The organism is Adlercreutzia sp. St.1H8, assembly GCF_059728655.1.
Genome location: NZ_AP039376.1, coordinates 965,118 through 990,102 on the forward strand (window position 1 = coordinate 965,118; position 24,985 = coordinate 990,102).

Below are 24,985 nucleotides of genomic sequence, written 5' to 3' on the forward strand. Positions count from 1 at the left end.
GCCGCCGCGCTCGAGGCCGTCGGTCATCCGCCGTAATTATTCTCGTAAAAATATAATTTTCTTTGACTCTATACTCATTAGAGAATAATATAGGCCTCAGACCGATCGCTCACCTAGCAGCTTAGGATTGCCGCAGGCGATAAAACCGGATGAAGGAGGCACCATGAGAAAGACGCGGATCGTGGCGGCGGCTGCTGCCCTGGCGCTCGCGGGGGCGCTGGCCCTCGCCGGCTGCTCGACTGGCGGCGCGGCGGACGAGAAGGACGGAGACGCTCAAGGCCAGCCGTCCGCCCAGCAGCCCGCCGAGCAGGTGGAGCTGCAGGTGTTCGCGGCCAACTCGCTCACCAAGGCCATGGCCGAGGCCCAGGCGCTCTACTCCGAGCAGAACCCCGGCGTCACCTTCGCCGACACGCAGTACGAGGCCTCGGGCACGCTCAACGAGATGCTCGGCGCCGGCCAGTACGCCGACGTGCTCATCTCCGCCTCCGCCGGCACCATGGACGCCGCGGTGGAGAGGGGCTACGTCGACGAGGCCACGCGCGAGACCCTGTTCCTCAACGACCTCGTGATCGTCACCAAGGAGGGCGGCCCGCTCGTGGGCAAGGACATCACCTTGGCTGACATCGCCGGCGGCGCCTACACCGTCTCGATCGGCGATGAGGCCGTCCCTGCCGGCAACTACGCCTGCCAGGCGCTCACCACGGTAGGCGGCTACATCGAGCCTGACGGCAAGACGGGTCCGGACGCCACGGGCAAGGGCGGCCAGTTCTCCGAGGTGCTCGCGCCTCTCGTCACGCTGGGCGCGAAGGTGGGCGATGTGTGCAAGTACGCCGAGACGGGGGACGTGGACCTCGCGCTCGTGTACAGCTCTGACGTGTACCGCATGGGCGGCGTGGAGATCGTCTCGGTGGTGCCGGGCGACACCCATAAGAAGATCCAGTATCCCGGCGCGGTGTGCAGCGGGTCTGAGCACGCTGAGGCGGCCCAGGCCTTCCTCGAGTGGTGCATGACCGACGAGGACTGCGCGAAGATCTGGCAGAAGTGGGGCTTCGAGCTGGCCTAGCCGAGGGGCTTACGGAATGATCCTCGTTCTGGAATAATACGGAGGACGGGTCGCGAGGGGCGTCCCGTCCTCCTTTTACGTGAAGGGACGTTCATGGAAAGACGCAGGGGAGCCCGCCTTCTGGCGGGAACGGGGGCGCTGCTCGCGGCGCTCGCGCTCGCGGTCGTGCTCGGGGGCGCTGGCTCCGCTCCAGGTGCGCTCGCGCCGGAGCGCGCCTGGGCCGACGAGCCCGCGGCTGCCGCCACGCCGGCGGAAGGCGCCGAGGCGCCCGGCCCGGTGGAGGTCTCAGCCGATGGCGACGCCGCGCGCATGGAGGGCTGCGACTTCGCCGTGGCCGGCTTCTCCCGCATCCAGGTGGGCTCGAATCGCGCCGTTGACGGCGCCTATCGCGGCTATGCCTACCTGCTTGACGCGCCTGATCAGGTGACGGCCGTCAACACCGCCGGCTACGCGGTGGTCTACGTGCCCCGCGCCACGGCCGAGCGCTTCGGCATCGACGTGGACGATCCCGCCGACCAGGCCGTGCTGCGCGCCTTCCTCGTGCCGCTCGACGACGGTCAGGCCGCTGGCAACCTGCGCCTGTCCCAGCGCGAGGAATGGCACTTCACCGACGAGCCTGTCTTCGAGGTGGAGGGTGCGGTGTTCTCCTTCGACCAGGAGCTCAAGCCCGGGCGCTTCTACGTCACCATCGCCGGGCCCGAGGGGCAGGACGTGTCGGAGGCGGTGGATCCCGGCAACCTCGACGCCTGCGAGCTCGTAGACGCGCAGGAGGCGGTCATCGCCCAGGCGGGCGGCCCGGTCGATGAGCTGCGCGCCTTCCTGGACACCCTCGACTGGTCGCCTTTGTGGATCACCCTCAAGACGTCGGGCACCGCCATCCTCATCGTGTTCGTGCTCGGGCTCGCGGCAGCCTACCTCACCATGCGCATCTCAAGCCGTGCCCAGGATGTGCTCGACACCCTGTTCACCATCCCCATGGTGCTGCCGCCCACGGTGTGCGGCTTTCTGCTGCTCATGCTGCTGGGGCGCAACACGGCGCTCGGGCAGTTCTTCATCGACGTGGGCTTTCCGCTCGTGTTCAGCTGGCAGGCCACGGTGATCGCCGCGGTGGTGGTGGCCTTCCCGCTCATGTACCGCAGCGCGCGCGGGGCCTTTGAGAACCTCGATCCCAACATGCTGGACGCCGCCCGCACCCTAGGCTGGTCCAACGCGCGCATCTTCTTCCGGCTCATGCTGCCGCTTGCATGGTCGTCCATCGCGGCGGGCACGGTGCTCGCCTTCGCGCGGGCCCTCGGTGAGTTCGGCTGCACGCTGTTCCTGGCCGGCAACCAGCTGGGATCCACGCGCACCATCCCCATCGCCATCTACTTCGAGTGGATGAACGGAAACCAGGCGGCCACCTGGTTCTGGACCATCACGCTCATCGTGTTCAGCTTCGTGGTCATCCTGTTCATCAACTTGTGGAGCCGCCATACCACCAAGTACCGGCGCGCCCCGCGCGCTGACGGCAAGTCGCCCAAGCCGCGCCGCAACGGCCGGCGCCCGAGCGCGGGCGACGCGCCGGCGGCCGAGGTGCTCGCGACGGCGGGCGAGGAAGGGGGCACGCGATGAGCCTGGAGGTAGACATCCGCAAGTCGTTTGGCGCGTTCACGCTTGACGTGGCCTTCTCGGCGGAAGACGAGGCGCTCGGGTTCCTCGGCGCGTCGGGCTGCGGCAAGAGCCTCACGCTGCGCTGCATCGCCGGCATCGAGACGCCGGACGAGGGGCGCATCGTGGTGAACGGGCACGTGTTCTTCGACTCCGAGGCGCGGGTGAACCTGACGCCCCAGCAGCGCAAGACGGCGCTCCTGTTCCAGAACTACATGCTGTTTCCCAACCTCACCGTGGCGGGCAACGTCGCGGCGGGCATCGGGCGCGACGTGCCGCGCGCCGAGCGTGAGCGCATCGTGAGCGAGGAGCTGGAGCGGTTCGGCCTGCGCGGGTTCGGCCAGCGCTACCCCTCGCAGCTCTCGGGCGGCCAGCAGCAGCGCGTGGCGCTCGCGCGCATGCTGGCCGCGCGGCCCGGCATCCTCATGCTCGACGAGCCGTTCAGCGCGCTCGACGCGCACCTGAAGGGCGTGCTCGAGCAGAACCTGACAAGCCTGTTCGACGCGTTCGGCGGCACCGTGCTCTACGTGAGCCACGACATCGACGAGGCGCTGCGGTTCTGCGACCGCATCGCGGTGGTGGAGGCGGGGCGGATCCTCGAGCTCGACACCGACGACGATCTGGTCAACCGTCCCCAGTCCGAGGCGGCGCTCAAGCTCTCGGGGTGCAAGAACGCCACCCCGGCCGAGCGCGCGGGCGAGCACCGCGTGCGCCTGCCGAAGTGGGGCATCACGCTCGCGACCGCCCAGCCGGTGCCCGATGACGTGCGGTTCCTCGGCGTTCGCGCCCAGTACGTCGAGGCCGCGGACGGCCCCGGCCCCAACTGCTTCCGCGTGCGGGTGGACCGCGTGAGCGACGCGCGCTTCGAGCGCATGGCGCTGCTGGGCTTCGTCGACCGCGAGGAGGGCTCGCCTGCCGTCGAGGCCGCCCTCAACGAGATGACCTACCTGCACCAGCACCTGTTCTGGCGCGTGGCGAAGCCCGCCGGCGCCGCAGCGGCCGACCTGCCCCGGCGCGGCGATGAGCTGTGGGTGCGCATCCCCGCCGACCGCGTGTACCTGGTGACGCGCTAGGGGAGGACTGCGGGCCGCCTCGCGCGGCACCGGTTCGCGACGGGCCGCCTCGCGCCGCGGGCGCCTTGGGGCGTGGGCGCGCGGCACCTGCCCCAAGTTGGGTCGCCGCCTTGCGCCGCGGCCGCCCTGTCGCGTCATTTCTTTGTACTCGGTCGTGTATAATACCTCCAGAAAACGAGGAGCGCCGCCTTCGGGGCGGCGGGCCGGCCGGGCCCCGTGCCCCGGTCGGCTGACGCGGAGAACGGAGGGTGCCCCATGAAGGACGCCCATGGCAGGACCATCGACTACCTGCGGCTGTCGCTGACCGACCGCTGCAATTTCCGCTGCATCTACTGCATGCCCGCTGACGGCGTGACGCAGATGAGCCACGACGACATCCTCCGCATCGAGGAGATCGAGGAGCTCGTGCGCATCGCCGCGGGGCTCGGCATCAGGAACGTGCGCCTCACCGGCGGCGAGCCGCTCGTGCGCAAGGGGGTGGTGGGCCTCGTGCGCTCCATCTGCGCCATGCCCGGCATCGAGAACGTCTCCATGACCACCAACGGCGTGCTCTTGCCCCAGATGGTCGACGACCTGAAGGCGGCGGGTCTCTCGCGCGTGAACATCTCGCTCGACACGCTCGACGCCGAGCAGTTCCGCATGGTCACGCGCTGCGGCAACCTCGACGACGCGCTGGCCGGCATCGACGCGGCGCTTGCGGCCGGCCTCAACCCCGTGAAGGTGAACGCCGTCACGGTGAAGAGCCTCGACCAGGACTTCCTCGCCTTCGCACGGCTCTCCATCGACCGGCCGCTCCACGTGCGCTTCATCGAGTACATGCCCGTGGGCGACTCGGCCGGCGTGGACGGCTGCGGCTGGGGCAAGAAGGACGTCATCCCCAGCGAGGAGCTGTTCGCCCTCATCAACGAGCGGGCTGCGGCCGCCGGTCTGCCCGCGCTCGTGCCCGCCGGCGGCTCCAAGCCCGTGGGCTGGGGGCCGGCGCGCTACTTCCAGTTCCCCGGGGCGCAGGGCACGGTCGGCTTCATCTCGCCGCTGTCGCGCCACTTCTGCAGCGAGTGCAACCGCCTGCGCATGACGGCCGACGGCAAGATCCGCCCCTGCCTGTTCTCCGACGAGGAGTTCGACGTGCGCGCGGCCCTGCGTGACGGCGGCGAGGAGGCGGTGCGCGCCGTCCTCAGGGAGGCCCTCGGCGCCAAGCCCGACGAGCACCACGACAAGGTGGGCACCGAGCGCGGCATGTCCCAGATCGGGGGATAAGAAGGAAAAAGAGGAAAACGTAAACGCCGGTTTACAAGGTCATTCGCGGGCTGTGCTAGCATGGCCCGCGCCGGCGAAGTCCGATTGTGGGTGACGCCTCTTCTCGAAGGAGGTGGCGCCTATGAACATGGTTCTTGAAATCCTTTATGCCCTTGCCGCATTGGCAACCATAGCGGGGTTCGTGCTCATGCTGTGGAAGGAATATAAGCGATAACGGATGACGAAGGGAGAAAAAAAGTGACCGACGGGCATCGGTCACTTCATTCCTAGACCTGCGTCGCCCGCCTACCGTTTGACCACGGACGGGCTTCGCCGGCGAACGCATTGTACCACGCTGCCATGAAGATTACGAGGAGAGAGACCATGACCGACCAGCAGCTGACCCACATCGACGAGCAGGGCGACGTGCGCATGGTGGACGTGTCGCAGAAGGCCGACACTGAGCGCGTGGCCGTGGCCGAGGGCTTCATCGCCATGAACCCGGCCACCTTGGAGCTCATCACCACCGGCGCCGCCGCCAAGGGCGACGTGCTGGCCTGCGCGCGCGTGGCCGGCGTCATGGCCGCCAAGCGCACGAGCGAGCTCATCCCCATGTGCCACCCGCTCAACATCACCAAGGCGAAGGTGGAGTGCGCGGCGGTGGGCGCGGGCGAGCGGGCTGACGGGCGCGTGGGCATCCACGTGACCACCACCTGCGGCGTCACCGGCAAGACCGGCATCGAGATGGAGGCGCTCACGGCGGCGTCCGTGGCGTGCCTGACCGTCTACGACATGTGCAAGGCGGTGGACCGCGGCATGGAGATCATGGACGTGCGCCTGCTCAAGAAGGACGGCGGCAAGACGGGCCTGTGGCTGCGCGAGGAGGCCTAGGGCGCCAGCGGCGGGCTGCTCGCCCCGGCACCCGGGCTGTCCCGATCATGGCGGCGCCTGCCTGACACGCCCCGCGCGGCTTCGCGACGTGCCCAAGGTAACCAACCTGCTGCGTTTGGCCCCGCGGGGAAACCTGCGGGGCGCTTCTTGCTATGATGGCCCCAAGCGCGCCCGCCCGGGCGCGAGATGCCGTTGGGAAGGGGAGCGCCATGACCAAGCGCACGAAGATCATCTGCACCATGGGCCCGGCCGTGGACGACGAGGAGACGCTTTCCGCCCTCATCCGCGCCGGCATGGACGTGGCGCGGCTCAACTTCTCGCACGGCTCCCACGCCGAGCATGCGGAGCGCATCGAGCGCGTCCGCCGCGTCCGCCAGGCGCTCGGCGCGCCGACGGCCGTCATGCTCGACACCAAGGGCCCCGAGATCCGCACGGGCCGGCTCGCCGGCGGCGCGCCGGTGCGCCTGGCCGCGGGAGACCCGCTCATCCTCACCGCCGACGAGGTGGAGGGCAACTCCTTTCGCGTGAGCCAGTCGGCGCCCGAGCTGCCGGGCTGCGTGGCGCCGGGCGACCTCGTCCTGCTCGACGACGGCCTCATCGGCCTTCGGGTCGAGTCGGTGGAAGGCCCTGACGTCTTCTGCACCGTGGAGAACGCGGGCGTCCTCGGCGAGCGCAAGTCGGTCAACGTGCCCGGCGTGTCCGTGCCGCTGCCTGCCGTGACCGACAAGGACCGCGCTGATCTGCTCTTCGGCATCGATCAGGGGGTGGACTACGTGGCCGCCTCCTTCATCCGCGACGGCGCCGGCGTGCGCGAGATTCGCGACTTCTTGGCCGCCAACGGGGGCGGCGACATCCGCGTCATCGCCAAGGTGGAGAACGCGGATGCCGTGCGCAACATCGACTCCATCATCCAGGAGGCCGACGGCGTGATGGTGGCTCGGGGAGACCTGGGCGTGGAGGTGCCCGAGCACAAGGTGCCGCACATCCAGAAGAAGATCATCCGCGCGTGCAACCGCGAGTCCAAGCCGGTCATCACGGCCACCCAGATGCTCGACTCGATGATCCGCAACCCGCGCCCCACCCGCGCGGAGGTGGCCGACGTGGCCAACGCCATCTACGACGGCACCGACTGCGTGATGCTCTCGGGCGAGACGGCCATGGGGAAGTATCCGGTCGAGGCCGTGCGCACCATGGTCGAGATAGCCGAGGAGACCGAGCCGCGTCTGTTCGACGAGCGCTTCCCCGACCGCGAGCGCACCCATGCCCGCGTGTCGATGGCCGTGGGCCTGGCCGCCGTGCAGACGGCCGAGACGCTCGGCGCCGCCTGCATCGTGGCGCCCACCATGTCCGGGCGCACGGCGCGCCTCATCTCCAACCTGCGCCCGCGCATGCCCATCTACGCGGTGACGCCGTCTCCGCGCGTCATGCGGCAGATGCAGCTCTCCTGGGGCGTGACGCCCCTGCATGACGACGTGCACGGCGACATGCGCCAGGTCATCGACCAGGCGCGCGTGGCCATCATGGAGCGCGGCTTCGTGGTCCCGGGCGACCTGGCGGTGTTCACCGCGGGCGATCCTGATACGAGCCCCGAGGAGCTCCTCGGCAGCGCCTATCACGGCACCACCCCCACCAACGTGATGTACGTCGTCCAGATCCGCTAGGCGTGCTTCCTGAGAAAAACCGCTCCGGCTGCCTGGCCTGTGCTAATATAGACGGCTGGAATCTACCCCTTCGGAAGGATCGTATATGTCAGGGCATTCAAAATGGGCAACCACCAAGCACCGCAAGGCCGCGCAGGACGCTAAGCGCTCGGCCCTCTTCTCCAAGCTGTCGCGCAACATCACCGTGGCGGCGAAGGAGGGCGGCGACCCCAACCCCGACAACAACGCCTCGCTGGCCGCCGCCATCGAGAAGGCCAAGGGCTACTCGCTGCCCAAGGACAAGATCAAGACGGCCATCGACAAGGCCTTCGGAAGCGGCAAGGACGCCGCCAACTACGAGACGGTCGTCTATGAGGGCTACGGCCCGGCTGGCGTCGCGGTGTACTGCGAGGCGCTGACCGACAACCGCAACCGCACCGCCGCCGACGTGCGCAGCGCCTTCTCCCACGCGGGCGGCAGCCTGGGCACCTCCGGCTCCGTGGCGTTCCAGTTCGAGCGCAAGGGCCAGATCGTCGTCCCCAAGCAGGTGGAGACCGGCGACAAGAAGAACCCCATCGGCCCCAACGGCGCCGCGGCCGACGAGGAGGAGTTCATGCTCGCCGTGGCCGAGGCCGGCGGCGATGACTACGAGGACGCCGAGGACGAGTGGATCGTCTACACCGTCCCCACCGACCTCATGGCCGTCAAGAAGGCCCTCGAGGAGCAGGGCATCGAGACCAAGGGCGCTGAGATGACCATGGAGCCCACCACTCCCACCGCCGTCTCCGTGTCCGATGCCAAGAAGGTCATGCGCCTTATCGACAAGCTCGAGGAGCTCGAGGACCTGCAGAGCGTCTACCACACCATGGACATCACCGACGAGATCGCCGCGGCGCTCGACGAGTAGCCCGCCTGGTATTCGCGGGACGTATCGGCGCCCGGGGCCTGTGCCCCGGGCGCCGTGCTTTTCCGGCGCGCCGCTTGGCTGCCCGGCGAGGCCGGGCGTACAATGGGGAAACCGGAGAAGACGAGGGCGGCGCAGGCCGCTCGGGAGGGAGGAGCCCATGGAGGGGAAGCTCGCGGTCATCTACTTCAGCCCCACGCACACGAGCCGCACCACGGCGCTCGCCGTGGCCGAGGGCATGGCCGAGCTGGGCGCCGAGGCGCTCGACATCGACCTGACCAAGCCGGAGGCCCGCGCGGACTTCAGCCTGGAGCTGGCGGAGGGAGACGTGGCCGTGATCGGCTATCCCGTCTACGCCGGCCGCGTGCCCCGCGTGCTGGCCGAGCTGCTGGCGAACGTCAAGGGCGGTGGCGCGGCCGCCGTGCCGGTGGCCGTCTACGGCAACCGTGACTTCGACGACGCGCTCGTGGAGATGGCCGACCTCCTGGATGATGCGGGCTTCGCGGTGGTCGCGGCGGGCGCCTTCGTCGGCGAGCACTCGTTCTCGCGCCTCGTGGGCACCGACCGCCCCGATGCGGCCGATGTGGAGGCCGCCGTGGCCTTCGGCGCGGCGGTGGCGGCCAAGCTGGGTGCTGGCGAGCGGTCGGCGCCCGAGCTGCGCGGCAACCGCCCCTACACCGAGTACCGGGCCGACCTGCCCTTCACGCCCGCTACCACCGACGCTTGCACCGACTGCGGCGTCTGCGCGCACGTGTGCCCCATGGCTGCCATCGACCCGGCGGACGTACGGCGCGTGGACGAGCGCTGCATCAGCTGCTGCGCCTGCGTGAAGGCGTGCCCGGAAGCCGCCAAGACCTATGCGGACACCCCCATCGACGGCATGGCCCACCTGCTCCAGGAGAACTGCGCCGTGCGTCGGGAGCCCGAGACGTTCCTGTGATTTCCCGGGGAATCCCCCTTGCGTCAAACAAACATATGTTCTATCATAGGGCCCGCTTATTCGGAAGAGGAAGGCGGGCCCTCGTGTCACGGACCCAGCGCATCATACTCGGCATCGACCCTGGCCTGGCCCACACGGGCTGGGGGGTGGTGTCCCAGGACGGCCCTCGGCTGGCCTGCGTGGCCTACGGCTGCGTGACCACGTCTGCGGCCGATGCGCTGAGCCGGCGACTGCTGAAGGTGCACGACCAGATCGGCGCCGTGGTGCGCCGGTTCCGCCCCACCTGCGTCGGCATCGAGACGGTGTGGTTCGGCACCAACGTCACCGCCGCCTTCGGCACGGGCCAGGCCCGCGGGGCGGCGCTCGTGGCCTGCGCGGAGGGCGGGCTTGAGGTGGGGGAGTTCTCGCCCAGCCAGATCAAGCTCGCCATCGTGGGCACCGGCGCGGCCGAGAAGGAGCAGGTTCAGTACATGGTAGGCCAGCTGCTGCGGCTGCCCGAGCCGCCCTCGCCCGATCACGCGGCCGACGCCTTGGCGGCGGCCATCTGCTACAGCACTCACGAGGGCTTCGCCCGTGCCGCCGCGCGCTACGACCAGGCGGTCGCGGCAGCCGTCGCGGCCGACGATGCCGGCAGGCGGCAGGCGGCCGCCTTGCGGGAAAGGGAGGAGGCACGGTCATGATCGCGTTTCTCAGGGGAGCGCTGGCGGCGAAGTCCGCCCAGGGCGTGGTGGTGGACGTCGGGGGCGTCGGCTACGGCGTCGCCTTGTCCCAGGCGAGCCTCTCCAGGTTGCCGGGCCTCGGCGAGGAGGTGAGCATCCTCACCTACCTCCAGGTGTCCGAGAGCGGCATCGCCCTCTACGGCTTTCTCTCCGAGGAGGAGAAGGCCCTGTTCGAGCGCCTCATCGCGGTGTCGGGTGTGGGGCCTAAGGTGGCGCTCGCGGCGCTCTCCACGTTCTCGGCGGGCGCGCTTGCCGATGCCATAGCCTCGCAGGACGTGGCCCTCGTGCAGAAGATCCCCGGCGTGGGGAAGAAGACGGCCCAGCGCATCATCCTCGAGCTTAAGGGCTCGCTCGACCAGGGGATCGAGGGGCTCTTCGGCCGCTCGGAGGATCCGGCTGCGATCATCGACGAGCGCCTCAAGGGCGCTACCGAGGCGCTGCTCTCCATGGGCTTCACCTCCGCCGAGGCCGAGCTGGCCCTCAAGGGCGCCCCCGAGGGCGCCACCGAGGCCGCCCTGCTACAATATGCCCTCAAGCGTCTGGGAAGCTGATAGGTTGCCATGGGATCTGACATCGAGATAGAGGGCCTTGTGTTCGAGGCGGGTGACGACGACCGGGACGCCCTGGCGGGGCGCCTGGCCGCGCGCGAGCGCGCCGTCAGTGCCGATTTGATCGAGGACGATCTTGCCCTCGATCGCTCGCTGCGCCCCAAGCGCCTGGGCGACTACCTCGGCCAGGCCAAGGTGAAGGAGTCCCTCGCCATCCTCATCGAGGCGGCCCGCGGCCGCGGGGACGTGGTGGATCACATCCTGTTCTCGGGCCCGCCGGGCCTGGGCAAGACCACGCTCGCGCAGGTGGTGGCCAACGAGGTGGGGGCCTCCATCCGCACCACGAGCGGCCCGGCCATCGAGCGCACGGGCGACCTGGCCGCCATCCTCACCAACCTGGAGGAAGGCGACGTCCTGTTCATCGACGAGATCCACCGTCTCAACCGCATGGTGGAGGAGGTGCTCTACCCGGCGCTCGAGGACTTCGCGCTCGACATCGTGGTAGGCAAGGGCCCGGCCGCGCGCTCCATCCGACTCGACATCCCCCGCTTCACGCTCATCGGGGCCACCACGCGCACGGGGCTGCTCACCGGGCCTCTGCGCGACCGCTTCGGCATCGCCTTCCGACTGGCCTACTACACGCCCGAGGAGCTGGCCTCCATCGTGCGCCGCTCGGCCTCCATCCTGGGGGTGGACGTCGAGGAGGAGGGCGCCCTGGAGATAGCCCGCCGCAGCCGCGGCACGCCGCGCTTGGCCAACCGCCTGCTCAAGCGCGTGCGCGACTGGGCGCAGGTGCGCGGGGACGGCGCCATCACCGAGGACGTGGCCGCTCAGGCGCTGTCGTTCTTCGAGGTGGACGACTTGGGTCTCGACGCGGTGGACAATCGCATCCTCGAGCTGCTCTGCGTGCAGTTCTCGGGCCGCCCCGTGGGCCTCACCACGCTTTCGTCGGCCCTGTCGGAGGATCCGGACTCGGTGGAGGACGTCTACGAGCCCTACCTCATGCAGCAGGGGCTCATGGTGCGCACCCCCAAGGGGCGTCAGGCCACGGCGCGCGCTTGGGAGCATCTGGGCCTCATCGCCCCCGAGGGGGTGGCCTAGCCGTGTTCGAGCAGGATTACCTCATGCGGCTGCTGGCCGAGTTCGCCGCGGCCATCCGGCGCTCCATGGAGCGGGCAACCGGGCTGCGCGACCCGCGTGGGGCGGCAGCCATGCTCGAGGCCGCGGTAGGCGAGGCGGTGGAGATGGACGGAGAGGTGCTGCTCGCGCTGGCGCCGGAGTCCATCGCGTCGGTGCTTACGGTGACGGGGGTCGACCCGCACGTGACCGAGTACCTCGCGCGCAGCCTCATGCTCGCGTCGCGCTACCGGGCCGAGGCGGGGGAGGCGGACCTCGCGGCCCTGCGGGAGGCGCAGGCGCGGGCCATCGCCGATGCCTGGGGCCACGACCTCGGCGTCGACCCGGCTGCGCCCTCCTCCATGGAGGCCTTCCTCGCCCGCACCACCGCCTTCTGCTAGCATCCTTGCCTGCGGCCGAGGCGGCGCTGCTGGGGCCTGTCGCGTGCCCGTCGGCAGCACGTTCGGCACGGGATCATCTCTTTGTTTTCCTAAGTATTCACTGCGATGATCTTTGAAGTTAGCTTTAAGTAAAAGGCCAGTTCAGCAGAGGAAAATCAGCTTCTTTGCCCCCGTTTTCCCGAGAGGGGCACGCCCTTTTCTTACAGTTTGGAAAAAAAGCGTTCGCTGAGCGGAATCCTCACCGCGAACCGCATTGAAAAGGCGTATAGTAAAGCCCGTGCTTTCAAAATGAAAGCGGGCAGGTCATCATTTTGAGGGTCTGTATGGCTACTCCCCAATGCAAGAGGGGAGAGAAAAGAGGATTAACATGGCGGAAGGTACTGTTAAGTGGTTTAACCCGGAGAAGGGCTACGGCTTCATCTCTCAGAGCGACGGCGAGGATCTCTTCGTCCACTTCTCCGAGATCAAGATGGACGGCTTCAAGACGCTCGACGAGGGCGCTGCCGTCTCCTTTGACGTGACCACTGGTCAGAACGGCAAGCTGCAGGCCAGCAACGTCGTGCGTCTGTAAAAAGTCGCGTCGTTTTACCCAAACGCTCAAGGGGCTCCCGCACGGGAGCCCCTTTTGTTCTGCCGGGAAGGCGAGCTAGCGGATGAGCATGGCGTCGCCGAAGGAGAGGAGGCGATAGCGCTCCTCCACGGCATGGGCGTAGGCGGCGAGGATGCGCTCGCGGGACGAGAAAGCCGATACGAGCATCATGAGGGTGGATTTGGGCACGTGGAAGTTGGTGACGAGGCCGTCCACCACGTGGAACTCATAGCCAGGCAGGATGTAGAGCGAGGTGGCCTCGCGCTCACGCGGCCGCAGGGCGCCGGCCTCGGCGTTCCAGGCGCTCTCGAGGGAGCGCACCGACGTGGTGCCCACGGCGAACACGCGGCCCCCGCGCTCGTGGCAGCGCTCCACCGCCTCCACCGTGGCCGGCGGCACCGTGTAGAACTCGGTGTGGATGGCGTGGTCGGCCGGGTCGTCCTCGTCCACCACGCGGAAGGTGTCAAGCCCCACCTCCAGCTCGACGGTGGCCCACTCGACGCCCTGGGCCTTGAGGGCCTCGATCAGCCCCGGGGTGAAGTGGAGCCCTGCCGTGGGGGCGGCCGCCGAGCTCTCGCGACGGGAGTAGACGGTCTGGTAGAGCTCCTCGTCGCCGGCGTAGTCGCGGATGTAGGGCGGCAGGGGCGTGTGGCCCACGGCGTGGAGCGCCTCGTCGAGGGAGGCGAGCGGGGTGGAGAGCCGCGCGACGCGCTCGCCCTTCTGGCCCCCCGGGGCCCAGTCGATGATCTCGGCCGAGAGCGCCACCTGCCCTCCGGCGTCGGTGAAGTCAACCACCGCGCCGCTGCCCGGCTTCAGGCGCTTGCCCGGGCGCACGAGCACCTCCCAGAAGGCCACGCGGTTGGTGCGCGGCTCGGGGCCTCCCGTCTCGCGGAGCAGGAACACCTCGGCCGCCCCGCCCGTGCCGCGCTTGGCTCCCAGCAGGCGCGCAGGCATGACGCGGGTCTCGTTGGCCACCAGCACATCGCCCGGGCGCAGGTAGTCGGCGATGTCGCAGAAGACGCGGTCCTCAAGGGCGCCGGTGGCGCGATCCATCACGAGCAGGCGGCACCGGTCGCGCACGGCGGCGGGCTCCTGGGCGATGAGCTCCTCGGGCAGGTCGTAGTCGAAGTCGGCGGTTCTCATGGGGTTCCTTCCTCGGTTAGCGGAACGGGGCGGCGCCGGGATGCGGCGCGCGGGGTCAGCGGGCGTCGGGCTTGGCGGGATCGTCACCGGATGCCGCGCCGCCCTGGGCGCGCAGGGCCTTGAGTGCCGCGCGCTGACGGGCCCGCTTGGCGGCGTAGGCCTCCTTCTCGGCGCGACGCGCGGCCCGCTGCTCCTCGGCGGCCGCATGCTCGGCGGCATGGGCGTCGCGCTCGGCTGCTCGCTTTGCGGCGCGGGCGGCCTTGCGCAGGGCCCGCTCGGCGGCGGCCTCCTCGTCGGAGAAGCGGCAGCCGCAGTAGTTCTGGCGGTAGAGGCCCTCTTCGCGCGAGCGGCGCGTGGCCTCGTCGTAGTAGGGGCGCCAGTCATCGAAGCGCGCGGCGATGCCGGCGCGGGCGCAGGCGCGCGCGAGCTCCTCGTGGATGACGGCGGTGTACTGGTAGGGGCTCACCGAGAGCGTCGTCCCCAGCGCGTCGAAGCCGTGGGCTGCCGCATAGGCCGCCGCCTCCTCGAAGCGCAGGCGGTAGCAGGCTCGGCAGCGCGCCTGGCGCGCCCGCTCGGCCGCATCGGCGCCGGCGTCACGTGCGTCCGCCTCGGGGACGTCTCCCGCCTCGTCGGCACCGTTCGCGCTGGCGGCGCCCGGCTTCCCGTCGGCATCGATCGTCGCGCGTCGTGCGGTTTCGGGGCCCTCGTTTCCCGGACGTGCCGGCTGCGCCTCGTGGACGATGACGCCGAAGCGCTCCCGCGCCGCGTCCCCCACGCGTCCGACCGCGTCCTCCCAGGACGCCGGGTCGTAGGGGGCCTCGACTACCGCGAGCCCTTGGCGCGCGGCCCAGCCGGCCAGGGCGTCACGACGCCGGGCGTACTCGTCAGCTGGGTGGATGTTGGAGTTGGCGTAGAAGACGACGGGCTCGACGCCCTCCTCGCGCAGGATGCGCACCGGCTCGAGCGAGCAGGGGCCGCAGCAGGCGTGGAGTAGCGTTTTCGTCGGTTTTGCGGATGCGTTCGTCATGGGCGCTATACTACCATGACGCCCGCGAGCCCGCCCGCGCGCCCACCGCGCGAGGCATCTGCCCGCCGCGCGACCTCGCGTCACGCCTTCGCGTGCCGCGCCGACTGACCGACCGCTACCTCCCCAGGAGGAACCATGCCCGAGACCCCCCGTGCCTATCGCGCCGTCTGCTTCGATTTGGACGGCACGCTCCTTCCCATGGACATCGACGAGTTCATGAACGCCTACTTCAGCCGCCTCACCCGCTTCGTCGTGGAGCGCGGCCTCGACGGCGAGACCTTCGCCGCTGGCCTGAAGGCGGGCACTCGCGCCATGGCCGTCCACGACGACGACCGCACCAACGCCCAGGCCTTCTGGGATGAGTTCCTCACCCACGTCGATCCCGACGCCGCCGACTGGGAAGAGCTGCTTTCCGCGTTCTACGAAGGCGACTTCGCGCGCATCGGCGATGGCTTCGCGGGCAATCCCGCAGCCGGGCGCGTGCTGGCGACGCTGCGCGAGAAGGGCTATCCGCTCGTGCTCACCACCATGCCCATGTTCCCGCGTCGCGCGGTGGAGCACCGCCTGGAGTGGGCCGGCGCCGACCCGTCTGCCTTCGAGCGCATCACGAGCTACGAGAACTCGAAGTCGGTCAAGCCGCGCCAGACCTACTATGCCGAGAACCTGGCCGCGATGGGCGTGGCCGGCGCCGACGTGCTCATGGTGGGCAACAACACCGTGGAGGACCTCGCCTTCCTCGACCTGGGCGTGGACGCCTACCTGGTGACCGACTGCCTGCTCGACCCGGTGGGCTATGACCTGGACACCGTGCGCCACGGCAGCCTGGCCGAGTTCGAGCAGTGGGCGGCTGCGCTGCCGCCCTGCGCGAGCCCGGCCGGCCCCATCGAGCGCGGACCGGTCGCCCACGAGGCGATGGAGGAGGCCTTCGCCGCCAACGCGGTGGGCGAGATCGACCGCGCGGCCGCGACGGCCAAGGCGGCGGCCGTGGCCGAGGACGCCACGTCCCACGGTGGCCTCGACGTGCAGGGAGCGTGATGACCATGGCCCTCTTCGACTGCACCTGCGACGCCATGAGCGGGCATGCCCGCGCCCTCACCTACGAGACGGCCCACGGTTCCTTTCGCACCCCCCTGTTCATGCCCGTGGGCACGTCGGCCACGGTCAAGGGCATCATGCCCTCCCAGCTGCGCGACCTGGGCGCCCAGGTGGTGCTCGCCAACACCTACCACCTCTCCCAGCGCCCCGGCGCCGAGCTCGTGGCGGCGGCTGGCGGCATCCACTCCTTCATGGCCTACGACGGCCCCATGCTCACCGACTCGGGCGGCTTCCAGATCTTCTCGCTGGCCGACACGCGCAAGCTCGACGACGACGGCGTGAGCTTCCGCTCCATCTACGACGGGGCGAAGGTGCGTTGGACGCCGGAGGACAACATGCATATCCAGGAGCTCATCGGCGCGGACATCGCCATGCAGCTCGACCAGTGCCCGCCCTACCCGGCCACACGCGAGTTCGTGGCCCGCGCCGTGGATCTCTCGAGCGCCTGGGCGGCCCGCTGCCTGGCGGCCCACCAGCGGCCCGACCAGACGCTCTTCGGCATCGTCCAGGGCGGCATGCACCTCGACCTGCGGCTCGAGTCGGTGCGCCGCCTGCGCGCCATCGAGGAGGAGTCCCTTGCCGCGGGCGGGCGCCGCTTCGGGGGCTTCGGCATCGGCGGCTACTCGGTGGGCGAGGAGCACGACGTGATGTTCGAGACGCTAGGCGAGGTGGCCCGGGCGCTGCCGGAGGACCGGCCGCGCTACCTCATGGGCGTGGGCAACCCCACCACCCTCGTGCGCGCCGTGCGCGAGGGCGTCGACCTGTTCGACTGCGTGCTGCCCACCCGCACGGCCCGCATGGGCACGGCGTTCTCCAGCACGGGGCGCATGAACCTGCGCAACGCCAAGTACAAGGCCGACTTCGGCCCGCTCGACCCTGTGTGCACCTGCCCCACCTGCCAGACCCACTCGCGCGCCTACCTGCGCCACCTCGTCAAGCAGGACGAGATGCTCGGCGCCATCCTGCTGTCGGTGCACAACCTGCACTTCCTCATCGACCTCATGGCCCGCGCGCGCGAGGCCGTGCTGGCCGGCGCCTACGAGGAGTTCTACGCCGCGTGGATGGCCGGTCCCGGCGTGAAGGACTACTAGGACGTCGCCCGCGTGCCGAAACGGTGCACTTTTCACGACTTTGCGACAGCTCGGCCAGGCCAGAAGAGGTCGTCCGCGCGTTCGTATCGGGAATTCGGTCGTTCGCCCATCCGGGCTGTCGCGAGCCCCCTTCCGGGGGCGCTCAGTTGCCCCGAAGCGTCGCAAAGTCGTCGAAAATGAGCAGCTTTGCCCGCTGCGTTGGCGCGTGAGGGCGGTTTTTTCCGCATGAGTGGATAAACTGCCCGTACCGGGGTGCAATGCTGCGGTTTTGTGGCAAAATAAACAAGTTAAACCGCAGGCGCGATTCGCGCCTGTTTTCATGGGCGCCCCCGGCCGCCGCGTCGGGTGCGCGCGAAGCGATATGCAAGGAAGGTCTGCCCCATGGCGCTCGAACGCACTGTCAAGAAGAAGCCGGGTCATAACGCCAACCGCCGCAACCTCTGGCTGCTCATCCTCACCACCCTGCTCGTGGTGGTCTCGGCGGTTCTGTTCACCCCGCCCAACGAGAAGATCAACCAGGGCCTCGACATCCGCGGCGGCCTGTCGGTGGTGCTCACCGCCAAGACCGACGACGGCAGCGCCATCACGCCGGAGGACATGGAGGCCAGCCGCTCCATCATCGAGAGCCGCGTGAACGCGCTCGGCGCGTCCGAGGCCACGGTGCAGCTCCAGGGCACCGACCAGATCCTCGTGCAGATCCCCGGCCTGTCGGACACCGAGGAGGCGCTCGCCACCATCGGCAAGACCGGCTCGCTCGAGTTCGCCCCCCTTGACAGCTTCACTGACGAGAGCGTGAAGTCGGCCATCGAGAGCGGCAACTTCGGCCAGGAGGGCACCATCACCGACAGCTTCGGCAACTCCTTCCCCTCGGGCAAGCCCGAGGTGCTCGAGGTGGAGCCGGGCACCTACACGCCCATCGTCACCGGCGATGAGATCACGCGCGTCCAGGTGGGCCGCGCGAGCGAGACGTCGTCGGACTACGCCGTGAACATCACCCTCGACTCCAAGGGCGCGACGGCCTTCGCCGAGTGCACCAAGGAGCTCGCCCCCACCAAGGGCCGCATCGTCATCATCCTCGATAACGAGGTGCAGTCGGCCCCGGCCGTCCAGAGCGAGATTCCCGACGGCAACGTGCAGATCACCGGCAACTACACCCTCGACGAGGCCAAGGCGCTCCAGACGGTGCTCGAGTCCGGCTCGCTGCCCGTGAGCTTCGAGTACGCCCAGTCCCAGGTGGTGGGCCCCACCCTCGGCCAGGAGGCCCTCGCCTCCGGCGTCGTCGTGGCCCTCATCGGCCTGGCCATCGTCATGCTCTACCTGCTGTTCTTCTACCACGGCCTGGGCCTCATCACGGCGGCGGCCATGGTGGTGTTTGCCGTGCTCTACCTGGGCATCCTGGCGGCGCTTTCGGCCTTCGGGCTGTTCAGCCTGTCGCTGGCGGGCATCGCCGGCATCGTGCTGACCATCGGTATGGCAGCCGACTCGTCCATCCTCACCCTCGAGCGCTTCCGCGAGGAGATACGCATGGGCCGCTCCGTGCGCGCCGCGTCCCTCACCGGCGTGAAGCACGCCATCTTCACCTCCATTGACGCCGACCTGGTGACCATGGTGTCGGCGCTGTCGCTGTTCTTCCTGGCGAGCGCGTCGGTCAAGGGCTTCGGCCTGACGCTCGCCCTCGGCATCATCTGCGACATCGTGATGATGGTGCTGTTCAAGGCGCCTCTCATCCGCCTGCTGGCCCCCGGCGCCATTGCCAAGAACCCCGGCTTCTGGGGCGTGCGCGACTCCGAGGAGGCGGCGCGCCGCTACGGGGCGCTCGCCGCAGCCGAGGGCGTGGATGTGGCCGCGGCCGAGACGGCCGACCAGATGGACGAGGCCGAGGCCACCGCGGTGGCCGCCCGTCGCGGCGGTGAGGCCGCCGAGGTGGCCGCCGTGGCCGTGGACAAGGTCAAGGGCCGCTTCATCAAGCACGACATCAACTTCCTCGGCTACCGCAAGGTGCTGCTCACCGCGGCCGCCGTGGCCATGGCGCTGTGTCTGGCGGTGGTGGGCCTGCGCGGCCTGAACTTCGGCATCGAGTTCGTGGGCGGCACCTCCATCGCCTTCCACGGCACCGGGGACGTGACCACCGAGCAGATGCGCACGGCCTTCGACGACGCCGGCGAGCCGGACGCTGTCATCCAGACCACCCAGTCCAGCGGCGAGAGCGGTTTTCTCGTGCGCACCACCACCACCTCGGCCGAGGACGCCACCGCCCACGCCAACGCCGTGGCCGACGCGCTCGGGCTGTCCACCAGCTCCTTCGAGGTGACCACCATCGGCCCTGACTGGGGCGCCAGCGTCATCCAGTCCTCGCTCATCGCGTTCCTCGTGTCCATCGTGCTCATCATCATCTACATCGGCTTCCGCTTCGAGTACAAGATGGGCGTCATGGCCGTGGTGGCGCTGTTCCACGACCTCATCCTGGTGGTGGGCATCTACGCGCTCGTGGGCCGCGAGATCAACCCCAACACCATTGCCGCGCTGCTCACCATCCTGGGCTACTCGCTCTACGACACGGTGGTGGTGTTCCATCGCATCAACGACAACATGAAGGGCGAGAACATTCGCTGCACCTTCATGACCATGGCCAACCACTCCATCAACCAGGTGTTCCTGCGCACCATCAACACGACGCTCACCTCGCTCATCCCCGTGCTCGCCATGCTCCTGTTCGGCGGCGAGACGCTCAAGGACTTCGCCTTCGCCATGGTGATCGGCCTCATCGCCGGCTCCTACTCGTCCATCGCCATCGCCACGCCGCTCTACTGCCTGTGGAAGACGCGCGAGCCGCGCTACGCCAAGCTGCAGAAGAAGTACGGTACCGAGGTCGGCCGCTTCGAGTTCGACCACGCCGGCTCGCCCGCCATCGCCCAGGTGCCGCTGGCACGCATCGAGGCTGACCAGGCCAAGGCGGCGGCTGCCGAGCGCGCTGAGCGCAAGGCCGCGAAGGCCGCCGCGCAAGCCGCCGAGGAGGGGCCGGCCCGCGCGGCCAAGCCCGCCTCGCCTAAGGGCGGCGCGTCCAAGCAGTCCAAGCGCACGGGATCCAAGAACCCGCGCAAGAACCACGGGAGGTAGCCAGATGGCCACGGTACGCGAGGGGAGCGCCCCCAACTTCTGCCCGCCGGTCGAGGAGGGCGTCACCATCCAGCTCGAGGATGAGAAGGGCGACGCCGTCACCCTCGAGTTCCTCGGGCTCCTGATCGACGGGGAGCGGAGCTACGGATTCTTCTTCCCCGTGGAGGAGGACGCCCCGGCGCTCTCGTCGGGCGAGGTGGTTCTGCTGGAGGTCGTGGAGCTGGACGAGGAGGGCCAGCCCGCCGCCTTCGAGCTCGTGGAGGACGAGGCCATCGCCGCCGACCTCTACGCTGCCTTCCAGGAGGCGACGCGGGATCTCTACGCCTTCGCCTAGGGGCGAGAAAGGCCACTTCTGCGCCGAGGGCGCCCCTGATGCGGGCGCCCTCGGCGTTTTTTTTGGGATGCGGGCGGGCGAGGTACGCTAGCGTGGCACGGCGCAGCGCGGCGCAGGCGACGCGGCGAAACTGGCCAGAAATGACGACCTGACGACAAAAACGACGCTCCAGGAGCCTCCCTGAGCGGCCGTGCTGCCTCTGCGGAAGAGCCGACCTGGGGAAATGCCGACGCCGGCTCCCGTGCGAGGGGCGCACCTGTCGTCAGATCGTCATTTTTGGCCAGTTTGCGCGCGATTCCCGTGCGGCTAGAGGGCGATGGGGGCCCAGGTGCCGTCGATGTCGCAGAGCCAGGCCTCGGCCTCGGTCATCGAGAAGAGGGTGAGGCGCGCGTCATCGGGCCCATCGTAGCTCTCGCCGAGGGACTCGAGGTGGCGCCAGGCCTCCTCGCGCACGGCGGCGCTCGCGCGGTCGTCCAGGTCGGCGCGGCCGCGCAGGATGATCCAGCCGCACCCCGGCTTCCAGGCGGTCAGCTCGAACTTGGGGTTGGCCTCAAGCTCACGGTAGACATCCTTGGTGGTGGCAGTAGCGAACCAGATGCGCCCGCCCTCCTCGGCGGCGAAGCTGAAGGGTCGCACGTGGGGCTGGTCGCCCTCGCAGGTGGCCACGTACCAGGCCGGCACACTGGTGAGGTAGTTGACGATGGCGGTGGTTCCGGTGGTCATGGGTCTCCTTTCTGCTCGGCTGCGGGCTGGCGGCGGGGAGGGGGGTGCTTCGCAAGCTGCGCAGCGCCTCGCATCCTCCTTCCCGCCGCCAGCCCGCAGCCTTTTGGTGGGCCGACGCGGTGCCGGCCACCGTTTCGGTGCGGTTAGAAGAGCGCGTTCGCGGCCAGGACGGCGGCGAGCATGAGGGCGAGTACGATGGCGGCCCCGGCGTCGCGGGGCGCGAGCGCGAGGGGGTGCAGGCGCGTGCGGCCGACGCCGCCATGGTAGCAGCGGGCCTCCATGGCGGCCGAGAGCGTCTCGGCGTGGCGGAAGGCGCTCGCGAACAGCGGCACCATGAGCGCCGTGAGCGATGCCATCCCCCCGCGCAGCGGGTTGGCGGAGAAGCGGGCGCCGCGGCTCATCTGGGCGCGGCGCACGGTGCGCAGCTCGAAGGCGAACTGGGGGAGGAACCTGAGCGCGATGCCCATCATCATTCCCAGCTCGTGCGCCGGCACCCCCACGCGGGCAAGCGGCGTGAGCAGCCGCTCGAAGGCCTCGGTGATGTCGAGGGTGGTCGTGGTGAGCGTGAGCAGGCTCACGCCCAGCAGCAGGAGCACCAGGCGCACGGCGATGAAGGCCGCCTGGCGCAGGCCGGCCTCGCTCACGATAAGCGGCCCCCATTGGAGGTAGACCTGCCCGCCCTGCACGAACAGCACGTTCAGGAGCGCCGTCACCACCACGATGAACAGCAAAGGGGCGATGGAGCGCGCCGCCTGGCCGAGCGGGATGCCAGCAGCCAGGTAGAAGCCGACGACGAACGCGGCGCACACCGCCAGCCCCGGCCAGCTCGTCGCGGCGAAGACGATGGCCATGAGCGCGAGCGACCCGACCAGCTTCACGCGCGGATCCAGCTGGTGCACCGCGCTTTCGCCGGGCCAGTAGCGGCCGAAGAGCGCGTTATCGCCCATGGGGAGCCTCGCCGCGCTCGGGAAGCGGAGCGCCCTGATCGCGGGCGTCTTTCGCGCAGACGAGCAGGGATGCCAGGTCGTCTGCGAGGGACGCCTCGTCGTAGAGGGCGCGGGGCAGCGGCCAGCCGTCCGCGCGCAGGCGCAGGGCGAGCGCCTGCGCCTCGGGAACGCCCAGGCCCACGTCGTGCAGCCGCTCCTCGTCGGCGAACACCTCCTCGGGCGTGCCGCAGGTGAGCACCGCGCCCTCGTTCAGCACGAGCACGCGGTCGGCCATGCGCGCCAGGTCGTCCATGGAATGCGACACGATCACGCAGGTGAGGCCGTCGTCGTGCAGGCGGCGGATAAGCGCGAGGAACTCCTCGCGCCCGCGCGGGTCGAGGCCTGCCACCGGCTCGTCTAGGACGAGCGCCTCCGGCGCCATGGCGAGCACGCCGGCGAAGGCGACGCGGCGCTGCTGGCCGCCGGAGAGCTCGAAGGGGCTCTTGGCGCCCACGGCGTCGGCGTCCACGCCCACCGCGCCAAGCGCCTTGCGTACCCGGGCGTCCACCTCATCAGGCGAAAGACCGAGGTTGCGCGGGCCGAAGGCCACGTCGTCGTAGACGGTGGCGGCGAACAGCTGGTGCTCGGGATACTGGAACACGAGGCCCACGGCCGTGCGCGCGCGGGCGGCGACGGCCTTGTCGGCCAGGTCCTCGCCGCGGAAGAGCACGCGCCCGCGCGTAGGGTGCGCGAGCCCGTTCATGTGCTGGATGAGCGTGCTCTTGCCGCTGCCGGTATGGCCGGCAATGCCGAGGAGCTCGCCGGAGCGCACCTCGAGGCTCACGTCGCGCAGCGCCCATACCGCCTGCGGGTCGACTCCCCAGGCAGCGCGCTCGGCCGGGGGCCTGCGCCTGCGCCGCCGCTCCTTGCGCTCCGGGTCGCCGTAGGAGTAGGAGACGTCCTCGAAGGAGAGCAGGGGGGAGGCGGGGGAGGGCCGCTCGCCCGCCTCCCGCCCCTCGTGCATGGCAGGCGGGCGGCCCTCGTGCGCAGACGCGCTCGCGGGCCCCGCCGCGGGGAACCGCCCGCCGCCGGGAGACGCCGCGCAGGCCGCCGGCCGGTTCGCCTTCGCCTCCCTCAGCTCGCGCGCGAGCTCCTCGCCCGTCACGCAGGGCCGCACGGCCACGCCGCGCTCGCGAAGGGCGAGGGCAAGGGAGGCGGCGAAGGGGACGGCCAGGTTGAGCGCGCGCAGCCGCTCGGCGTGGACGAGCACCTCCTCAGGCGTGCCGTCGAGGGCCACCCGCCCGGCGTCGAGTGCCACCACGCGCTCGGCGAGGGCCGCCTCCTCCATGTAGTGGGTGATCATCAGGATGGTGAGCCCCGCCGCGTGGAGCTCGCGGCACACGCGCAGGAGACCGGCGCGCCCGCGCGGGTCGAGCATGGCGCTCGCCTCGTCCAAGATGAGCAGGGCCGGGTCCATGGCGAGCACGCCGGCGATGGCCACGCGCTGCTTCTGCCCGCCGGAGAGCGTCGCGGTCTCGTGGCGCTGGAAGCCCTGGAGCCCCACCTCTCCGAGCGCGTCGGCCACCCGTCGCGCCAGCTCGGGCGCGGGCACGCCGAGGTTCTCGGGCCCGAAGGCCACGTCGTTCTCCACGAGCGAGGCCACCAGCTGGTCATCAGGGCTCTGGAACACGAGGCCGGCGTTGGAGCGGATGAAGTACACCGCGTCGGCGTCGCGCGTGTCGCGGCCGAAGGTGAGCACGCGCCCGCCGTCGGGCACGAGCAGGGCGTTTACGCACTTGGCCAGGGTGGACTTGCCCGACCCGTTGCCGCCGAGCAGGCAGCAGAACTGCCCCTGCGGCACGGTCAGGTCGAGCTCCTCGAACACGAAGGAGGAGCCGTCGTAGGTGAACGACGCCCCCTCGAACACGACGAAGTCCCCGTCGGCTGCGCCTGCCGGCGCCTCGTCCGGCACCACGGCTCGCTCGCTTCCCACGTCTTGCATCTAGCGGCCCTTCACTTGGTCTTTCCTCGGGGTGATGAGGTTGGAGACGGACTTGTACACCACGAGCGTCAGCACGGCGTTGATGACGGCCTTCGCCAGGTTGAACGGGATGAGCACCGGCACGATGAGCGCCACCACGGCATCGAGGGGCACGCCGAGCCAGCTGGGGGTGAGCAGCAGGTTGCCCACGATGGCCATGACGATGGCGGCCACGACGCTCAGCGCCAGGCCCGCCACCGCGGCGCGGAAGGTGCGCCGCCGCGCGTAGACGAAGGCGGCGGGCCCCACGAAGCCGATGACCACGAGGATGTTCATGAGCGCGCCGGTGAAGTCGGCCATGAGGATGCCGTGGATGATGGCACCGACGACGCCCACGGCCAGGCCGCCTGCCGGCCCGAAGGCGAAGCCGCACACGAGCGCGGGCATGGCCGACGCGTCGTACTTGAGCCAGGTGACGCCCGGCAGCAGGGGGAACTCGACGAAGGACAGCAGCACGCCGATGGCGCACAGGAGCGCCATGGTCACCAGCTGGCGGGTGGACCAGGCGTTGGTGTTGGCCAGCGCGGCCTGGGCCGTGGGCTGCTTGGGCGCCTTGGGCGCGCGGGCGGGGGACTTCTCTTCCATGGGAGCCTCTCTTTCGCGGGACGATCCGGTAGTCGGGTCCGCTCCCCTCGTCCCGTGCGGAAAGAGACAGGCCCGCGTGAATTCCCATTCACCCAGGCCTGTGACAATGCGGTGGGGACGCGTCCGCGCCTCGCGT

At 69.8% G+C, this 24,985-nt stretch carries 23 protein-coding genes; 17 read left to right on the top strand and 6 right to left on the bottom strand.

Going from position 1 to position 24,985, the window contains the following annotated elements; translation table 11 throughout:
• Positions 1–163: 163 nt before the first annotated feature.
• From modA to AC6I0Y_RS03575, 13 genes are all read left to right on the top strand, one after another.
• Complete coding sequence (gene modA / locus AC6I0Y_RS03515) at positions 164–1,063, top strand: molybdate ABC transporter substrate-binding protein (protein WP_497733131.1); 900 nt, start codon at positions 164–166, stop codon at positions 1,061–1,063.
• A gap of 93 nt (positions 1,064–1,156) precedes the next feature.
• Entirely contained in the window at positions 1,157–2,674 is a 1,518-nt protein-coding gene (gene modB, locus AC6I0Y_RS03520) for a molybdate ABC transporter permease subunit (RefSeq protein WP_497733134.1), read from the top strand.
• A complete protein-coding gene (locus AC6I0Y_RS03525; protein WP_497733136.1) occupies positions 2,671–3,783 on the top strand; it encodes a sulfate/molybdate ABC transporter ATP-binding protein in 1,113 nt (370 codons plus the stop codon). Before modB ends, AC6I0Y_RS03525 begins: the two co-directional genes overlap by 4 nt.
• A 255-nt stretch (positions 3,784–4,038) precedes the next feature.
• Positions 4,039–5,040 carry a GTP 3',8-cyclase MoaA gene (gene moaA / locus AC6I0Y_RS03530; protein ID WP_497733139.1) on the top strand — a complete coding sequence of 334 codons (1,002 nt, stop codon included), beginning with the start codon at positions 4,039–4,041 and terminating at the stop codon, positions 5,038–5,040.
• Positions 5,041–5,403: 363 nt separating this feature from the next.
• The gene (moaC, locus tag AC6I0Y_RS03535) at positions 5,404–5,910 is read left to right on the top strand and encodes a cyclic pyranopterin monophosphate synthase MoaC (protein WP_160708622.1); all 507 of its coding nucleotides are present in this window, start codon (positions 5,404–5,406) and stop codon (positions 5,908–5,910) included.
• 209 nt (positions 5,911–6,119) lie between these two features.
• The gene (gene pyk / locus AC6I0Y_RS03540) at positions 6,120–7,571 is read left to right on the top strand and encodes a pyruvate kinase (RefSeq protein WP_497733141.1); all 1,452 of its coding nucleotides are present in this window, start codon (positions 6,120–6,122) and stop codon (positions 7,569–7,571) included.
• 85 nt (positions 7,572–7,656) lie between these two features.
• A complete protein-coding gene (locus AC6I0Y_RS03545; RefSeq protein WP_160708626.1) occupies positions 7,657–8,457 on the top strand; it encodes a YebC/PmpR family DNA-binding transcriptional regulator in 801 nt (266 codons plus the stop codon).
• A gap of 157 nt (positions 8,458–8,614) precedes the next feature.
• On the top strand, positions 8,615–9,394 hold the full coding sequence (locus tag AC6I0Y_RS03550) for a 4Fe-4S binding protein (RefSeq protein ID WP_497733144.1): 780 nt from the start codon (positions 8,615–8,617) through the stop codon (positions 9,392–9,394).
• Between the two features lie 83 nt (positions 9,395–9,477).
• Positions 9,478–10,074: a crossover junction endodeoxyribonuclease RuvC gene (gene ruvC, locus AC6I0Y_RS03555; protein WP_160708630.1), complete on the top strand. Its 597-nt coding sequence runs from the start codon at positions 9,478–9,480 to the stop codon at positions 10,072–10,074.
• Positions 10,071–10,664 carry a Holliday junction branch migration protein RuvA gene (gene ruvA, locus AC6I0Y_RS03560; protein WP_160708632.1) on the top strand — a complete coding sequence of 198 codons (594 nt, stop codon included), beginning with the start codon at positions 10,071–10,073 and terminating at the stop codon, positions 10,662–10,664. Before ruvC ends, ruvA begins: the two co-directional genes overlap by 4 nt.
• Positions 10,665–10,673: 9 nt before the next feature.
• A complete protein-coding gene (gene ruvB, locus AC6I0Y_RS03565) occupies positions 10,674–11,762 on the top strand; it encodes a Holliday junction branch migration DNA helicase RuvB (protein WP_497733146.1) in 1,089 nt (362 codons plus the stop codon).
• Positions 11,763–11,764: 2 nt separating this feature from the next.
• Positions 11,765–12,178 carry a hypothetical protein gene (locus AC6I0Y_RS03570; RefSeq protein ID WP_160708636.1) on the top strand — a complete coding sequence of 138 codons (414 nt, stop codon included), beginning with the start codon at positions 11,765–11,767 and terminating at the stop codon, positions 12,176–12,178.
• A gap of 367 nt (positions 12,179–12,545) precedes the next feature.
• Positions 12,546–12,749 carry a cold-shock protein gene (locus AC6I0Y_RS03575; protein ID WP_160708638.1) on the top strand — a complete coding sequence of 68 codons (204 nt, stop codon included), beginning with the start codon at positions 12,546–12,548 and terminating at the stop codon, positions 12,747–12,749.
• A 75-nt stretch (positions 12,750–12,824) separates the two neighbouring features.
• Here AC6I0Y_RS03575 and queA read toward each other — a convergent pair whose 3' ends face one another.
• Positions 12,825–13,910, bottom strand: coding sequence for a tRNA preQ1(34) S-adenosylmethionine ribosyltransferase-isomerase QueA (gene queA / locus AC6I0Y_RS03580; RefSeq protein WP_160708640.1), 1,086 nt, complete (start codon positions 13,908–13,910; stop codon positions 12,825–12,827).
• A 55-nt stretch (positions 13,911–13,965) separates the two neighbouring features.
• Positions 13,966–14,937, bottom strand: a complete 972-nt coding sequence (locus tag AC6I0Y_RS03585; protein ID WP_497733150.1) for an epoxyqueuosine reductase QueH — start codon at positions 14,935–14,937, stop codon at positions 13,966–13,968.
• A gap of 135 nt (positions 14,938–15,072) precedes the next feature.
• Between AC6I0Y_RS03585 and AC6I0Y_RS03590 the strand changes: the two genes are divergently transcribed.
• The 4 genes from AC6I0Y_RS03590 to AC6I0Y_RS03605 all read left to right on the top strand — a co-directional run bounded on the left by AC6I0Y_RS03590 (position 15,073) and on the right by AC6I0Y_RS03605 (position 20,574).
• Positions 15,073–15,972, top strand: coding sequence for an HAD family hydrolase (locus tag AC6I0Y_RS03590; RefSeq protein WP_497733152.1), 900 nt, complete (start codon positions 15,073–15,075; stop codon positions 15,970–15,972).
• A 5-nt stretch (positions 15,973–15,977) separates the two neighbouring features.
• Entirely contained in the window at positions 15,978–17,123 is a 1,146-nt protein-coding gene (gene tgt, locus AC6I0Y_RS03595) for a tRNA guanosine(34) transglycosylase Tgt (RefSeq protein WP_497733646.1), read from the top strand.
• 381 nt (positions 17,124–17,504) lie between these two features.
• Positions 17,505–20,240, top strand: a complete 2,736-nt coding sequence (secD, locus tag AC6I0Y_RS03600) for a protein translocase subunit SecD (protein WP_497733155.1) — start codon at positions 17,505–17,507, stop codon at positions 20,238–20,240.
• A 4-nt stretch (positions 20,241–20,244) separates the two neighbouring features.
• Positions 20,245–20,574, top strand: a complete 330-nt coding sequence (locus tag AC6I0Y_RS03605; RefSeq protein WP_160708648.1) for a DUF1292 domain-containing protein — start codon at positions 20,245–20,247, stop codon at positions 20,572–20,574.
• Positions 20,575–20,880: 306 nt separating this feature from the next.
• Here the strand turns inward: AC6I0Y_RS03605 and AC6I0Y_RS03610 are convergent, their stop codons facing one another.
• From AC6I0Y_RS03610 to AC6I0Y_RS03625, 4 genes are all read right to left on the bottom strand, one after another.
• Positions 20,881–21,297: a pyridoxamine 5'-phosphate oxidase family protein gene (locus tag AC6I0Y_RS03610; RefSeq protein ID WP_497733157.1), complete on the bottom strand. Its 417-nt coding sequence runs from the start codon at positions 21,295–21,297 to the stop codon at positions 20,881–20,883.
• A gap of 143 nt (positions 21,298–21,440) precedes the next feature.
• Positions 21,441–22,244 (bottom strand): energy-coupling factor transporter transmembrane component T family protein, encoded by an 804-nt coding sequence (locus AC6I0Y_RS03615; protein WP_497733159.1) that lies wholly within the window; start codon positions 22,242–22,244, stop codon positions 21,441–21,443.
• Positions 22,234–24,225, bottom strand: a complete 1,992-nt coding sequence (locus tag AC6I0Y_RS03620; RefSeq protein WP_497733161.1) for an ABC transporter ATP-binding protein — start codon at positions 24,223–24,225, stop codon at positions 22,234–22,236. Before AC6I0Y_RS03620 ends, AC6I0Y_RS03615 begins: the two co-directional genes overlap by 11 nt.
• Positions 24,226–24,744, bottom strand: a complete 519-nt coding sequence (locus AC6I0Y_RS03625) for an ECF transporter S component (RefSeq protein ID WP_497733648.1) — start codon at positions 24,742–24,744, stop codon at positions 24,226–24,228. It lies immediately after the preceding gene.
• Between the last annotated feature and the right edge of the window lie 241 nt (positions 24,745–24,985).

What these genes read in the sequence shown, in the direction of transcription:
- modA (WP_497733131.1), top strand. Translation starts at nt 164, where the DNA reads ATGAGAAAGACGCGGATCGTGGCGGCGGCTGCTGCCCTGGCGCTCGCG.
- modB (WP_497733134.1), top strand. Translation starts at nt 1,157, where the DNA reads ATGGAAAGACGCAGGGGAGCCCGCCTTCTGGCGGGAACGGGGGCGCTG.
- AC6I0Y_RS03525 (WP_497733136.1), top strand. Translation starts at nt 2,671, where the DNA reads ATGAGCCTGGAGGTAGACATCCGCAAGTCGTTTGGCGCGTTCACGCTT.
- moaA (WP_497733139.1), top strand. Translation starts at nt 4,039, where the DNA reads ATGAAGGACGCCCATGGCAGGACCATCGACTACCTGCGGCTGTCGCTG.
- moaC (WP_160708622.1), top strand. Translation starts at nt 5,404, where the DNA reads ATGACCGACCAGCAGCTGACCCACATCGACGAGCAGGGCGACGTGCGC.
- pyk (WP_497733141.1), top strand. Translation starts at nt 6,120, where the DNA reads ATGACCAAGCGCACGAAGATCATCTGCACCATGGGCCCGGCCGTGGAC.
- AC6I0Y_RS03545 (WP_160708626.1), top strand. Translation starts at nt 7,657, where the DNA reads ATGTCAGGGCATTCAAAATGGGCAACCACCAAGCACCGCAAGGCCGCG.
- AC6I0Y_RS03550 (WP_497733144.1), top strand. Translation starts at nt 8,615, where the DNA reads ATGGAGGGGAAGCTCGCGGTCATCTACTTCAGCCCCACGCACACGAGC.
- ruvA (WP_160708632.1), top strand. Translation starts at nt 10,071, where the DNA reads ATGATCGCGTTTCTCAGGGGAGCGCTGGCGGCGAAGTCCGCCCAGGGC.
- ruvB (WP_497733146.1), top strand. Translation starts at nt 10,674, where the DNA reads ATGGGATCTGACATCGAGATAGAGGGCCTTGTGTTCGAGGCGGGTGAC.
- AC6I0Y_RS03575 (WP_160708638.1), top strand. Translation starts at nt 12,546, where the DNA reads ATGGCGGAAGGTACTGTTAAGTGGTTTAACCCGGAGAAGGGCTACGGC.
- queA (WP_160708640.1), bottom strand. Translation starts at nt 13,910, where the DNA reads ATGAGAACCGCCGACTTCGACTACGACCTGCCCGAGGAGCTCATCGCC.
- AC6I0Y_RS03585 (WP_497733150.1), bottom strand. Translation starts at nt 14,937, where the DNA reads ATGACGAACGCATCCGCAAAACCGACGAAAACGCTACTCCACGCCTGC.
- AC6I0Y_RS03590 (WP_497733152.1), top strand. Translation starts at nt 15,073, where the DNA reads ATGCCCGAGACCCCCCGTGCCTATCGCGCCGTCTGCTTCGATTTGGAC.
- tgt (WP_497733646.1), top strand. Translation starts at nt 15,978, where the DNA reads ATGGCCCTCTTCGACTGCACCTGCGACGCCATGAGCGGGCATGCCCGC.
- secD (WP_497733155.1), top strand. Translation starts at nt 17,505, where the DNA reads ATGGCGCTCGAACGCACTGTCAAGAAGAAGCCGGGTCATAACGCCAAC.
- AC6I0Y_RS03605 (WP_160708648.1), top strand. Translation starts at nt 20,245, where the DNA reads ATGGCCACGGTACGCGAGGGGAGCGCCCCCAACTTCTGCCCGCCGGTC.
- AC6I0Y_RS03610 (WP_497733157.1), bottom strand. Translation starts at nt 21,297, where the DNA reads ATGACCACCGGAACCACCGCCATCGTCAACTACCTCACCAGTGTGCCG.
- AC6I0Y_RS03615 (WP_497733159.1), bottom strand. Translation starts at nt 22,244, where the DNA reads ATGGGCGATAACGCGCTCTTCGGCCGCTACTGGCCCGGCGAAAGCGCG.
- AC6I0Y_RS03620 (WP_497733161.1), bottom strand. Translation starts at nt 24,225, where the DNA reads ATGCAAGACGTGGGAAGCGAGCGAGCCGTGGTGCCGGACGAGGCGCCG.
- AC6I0Y_RS03625 (WP_497733648.1), bottom strand. Translation starts at nt 24,744, where the DNA reads ATGGCGCTCCTGTGCGCCATCGGCGTGCTGCTGTCCTTCGTCGAGTTC.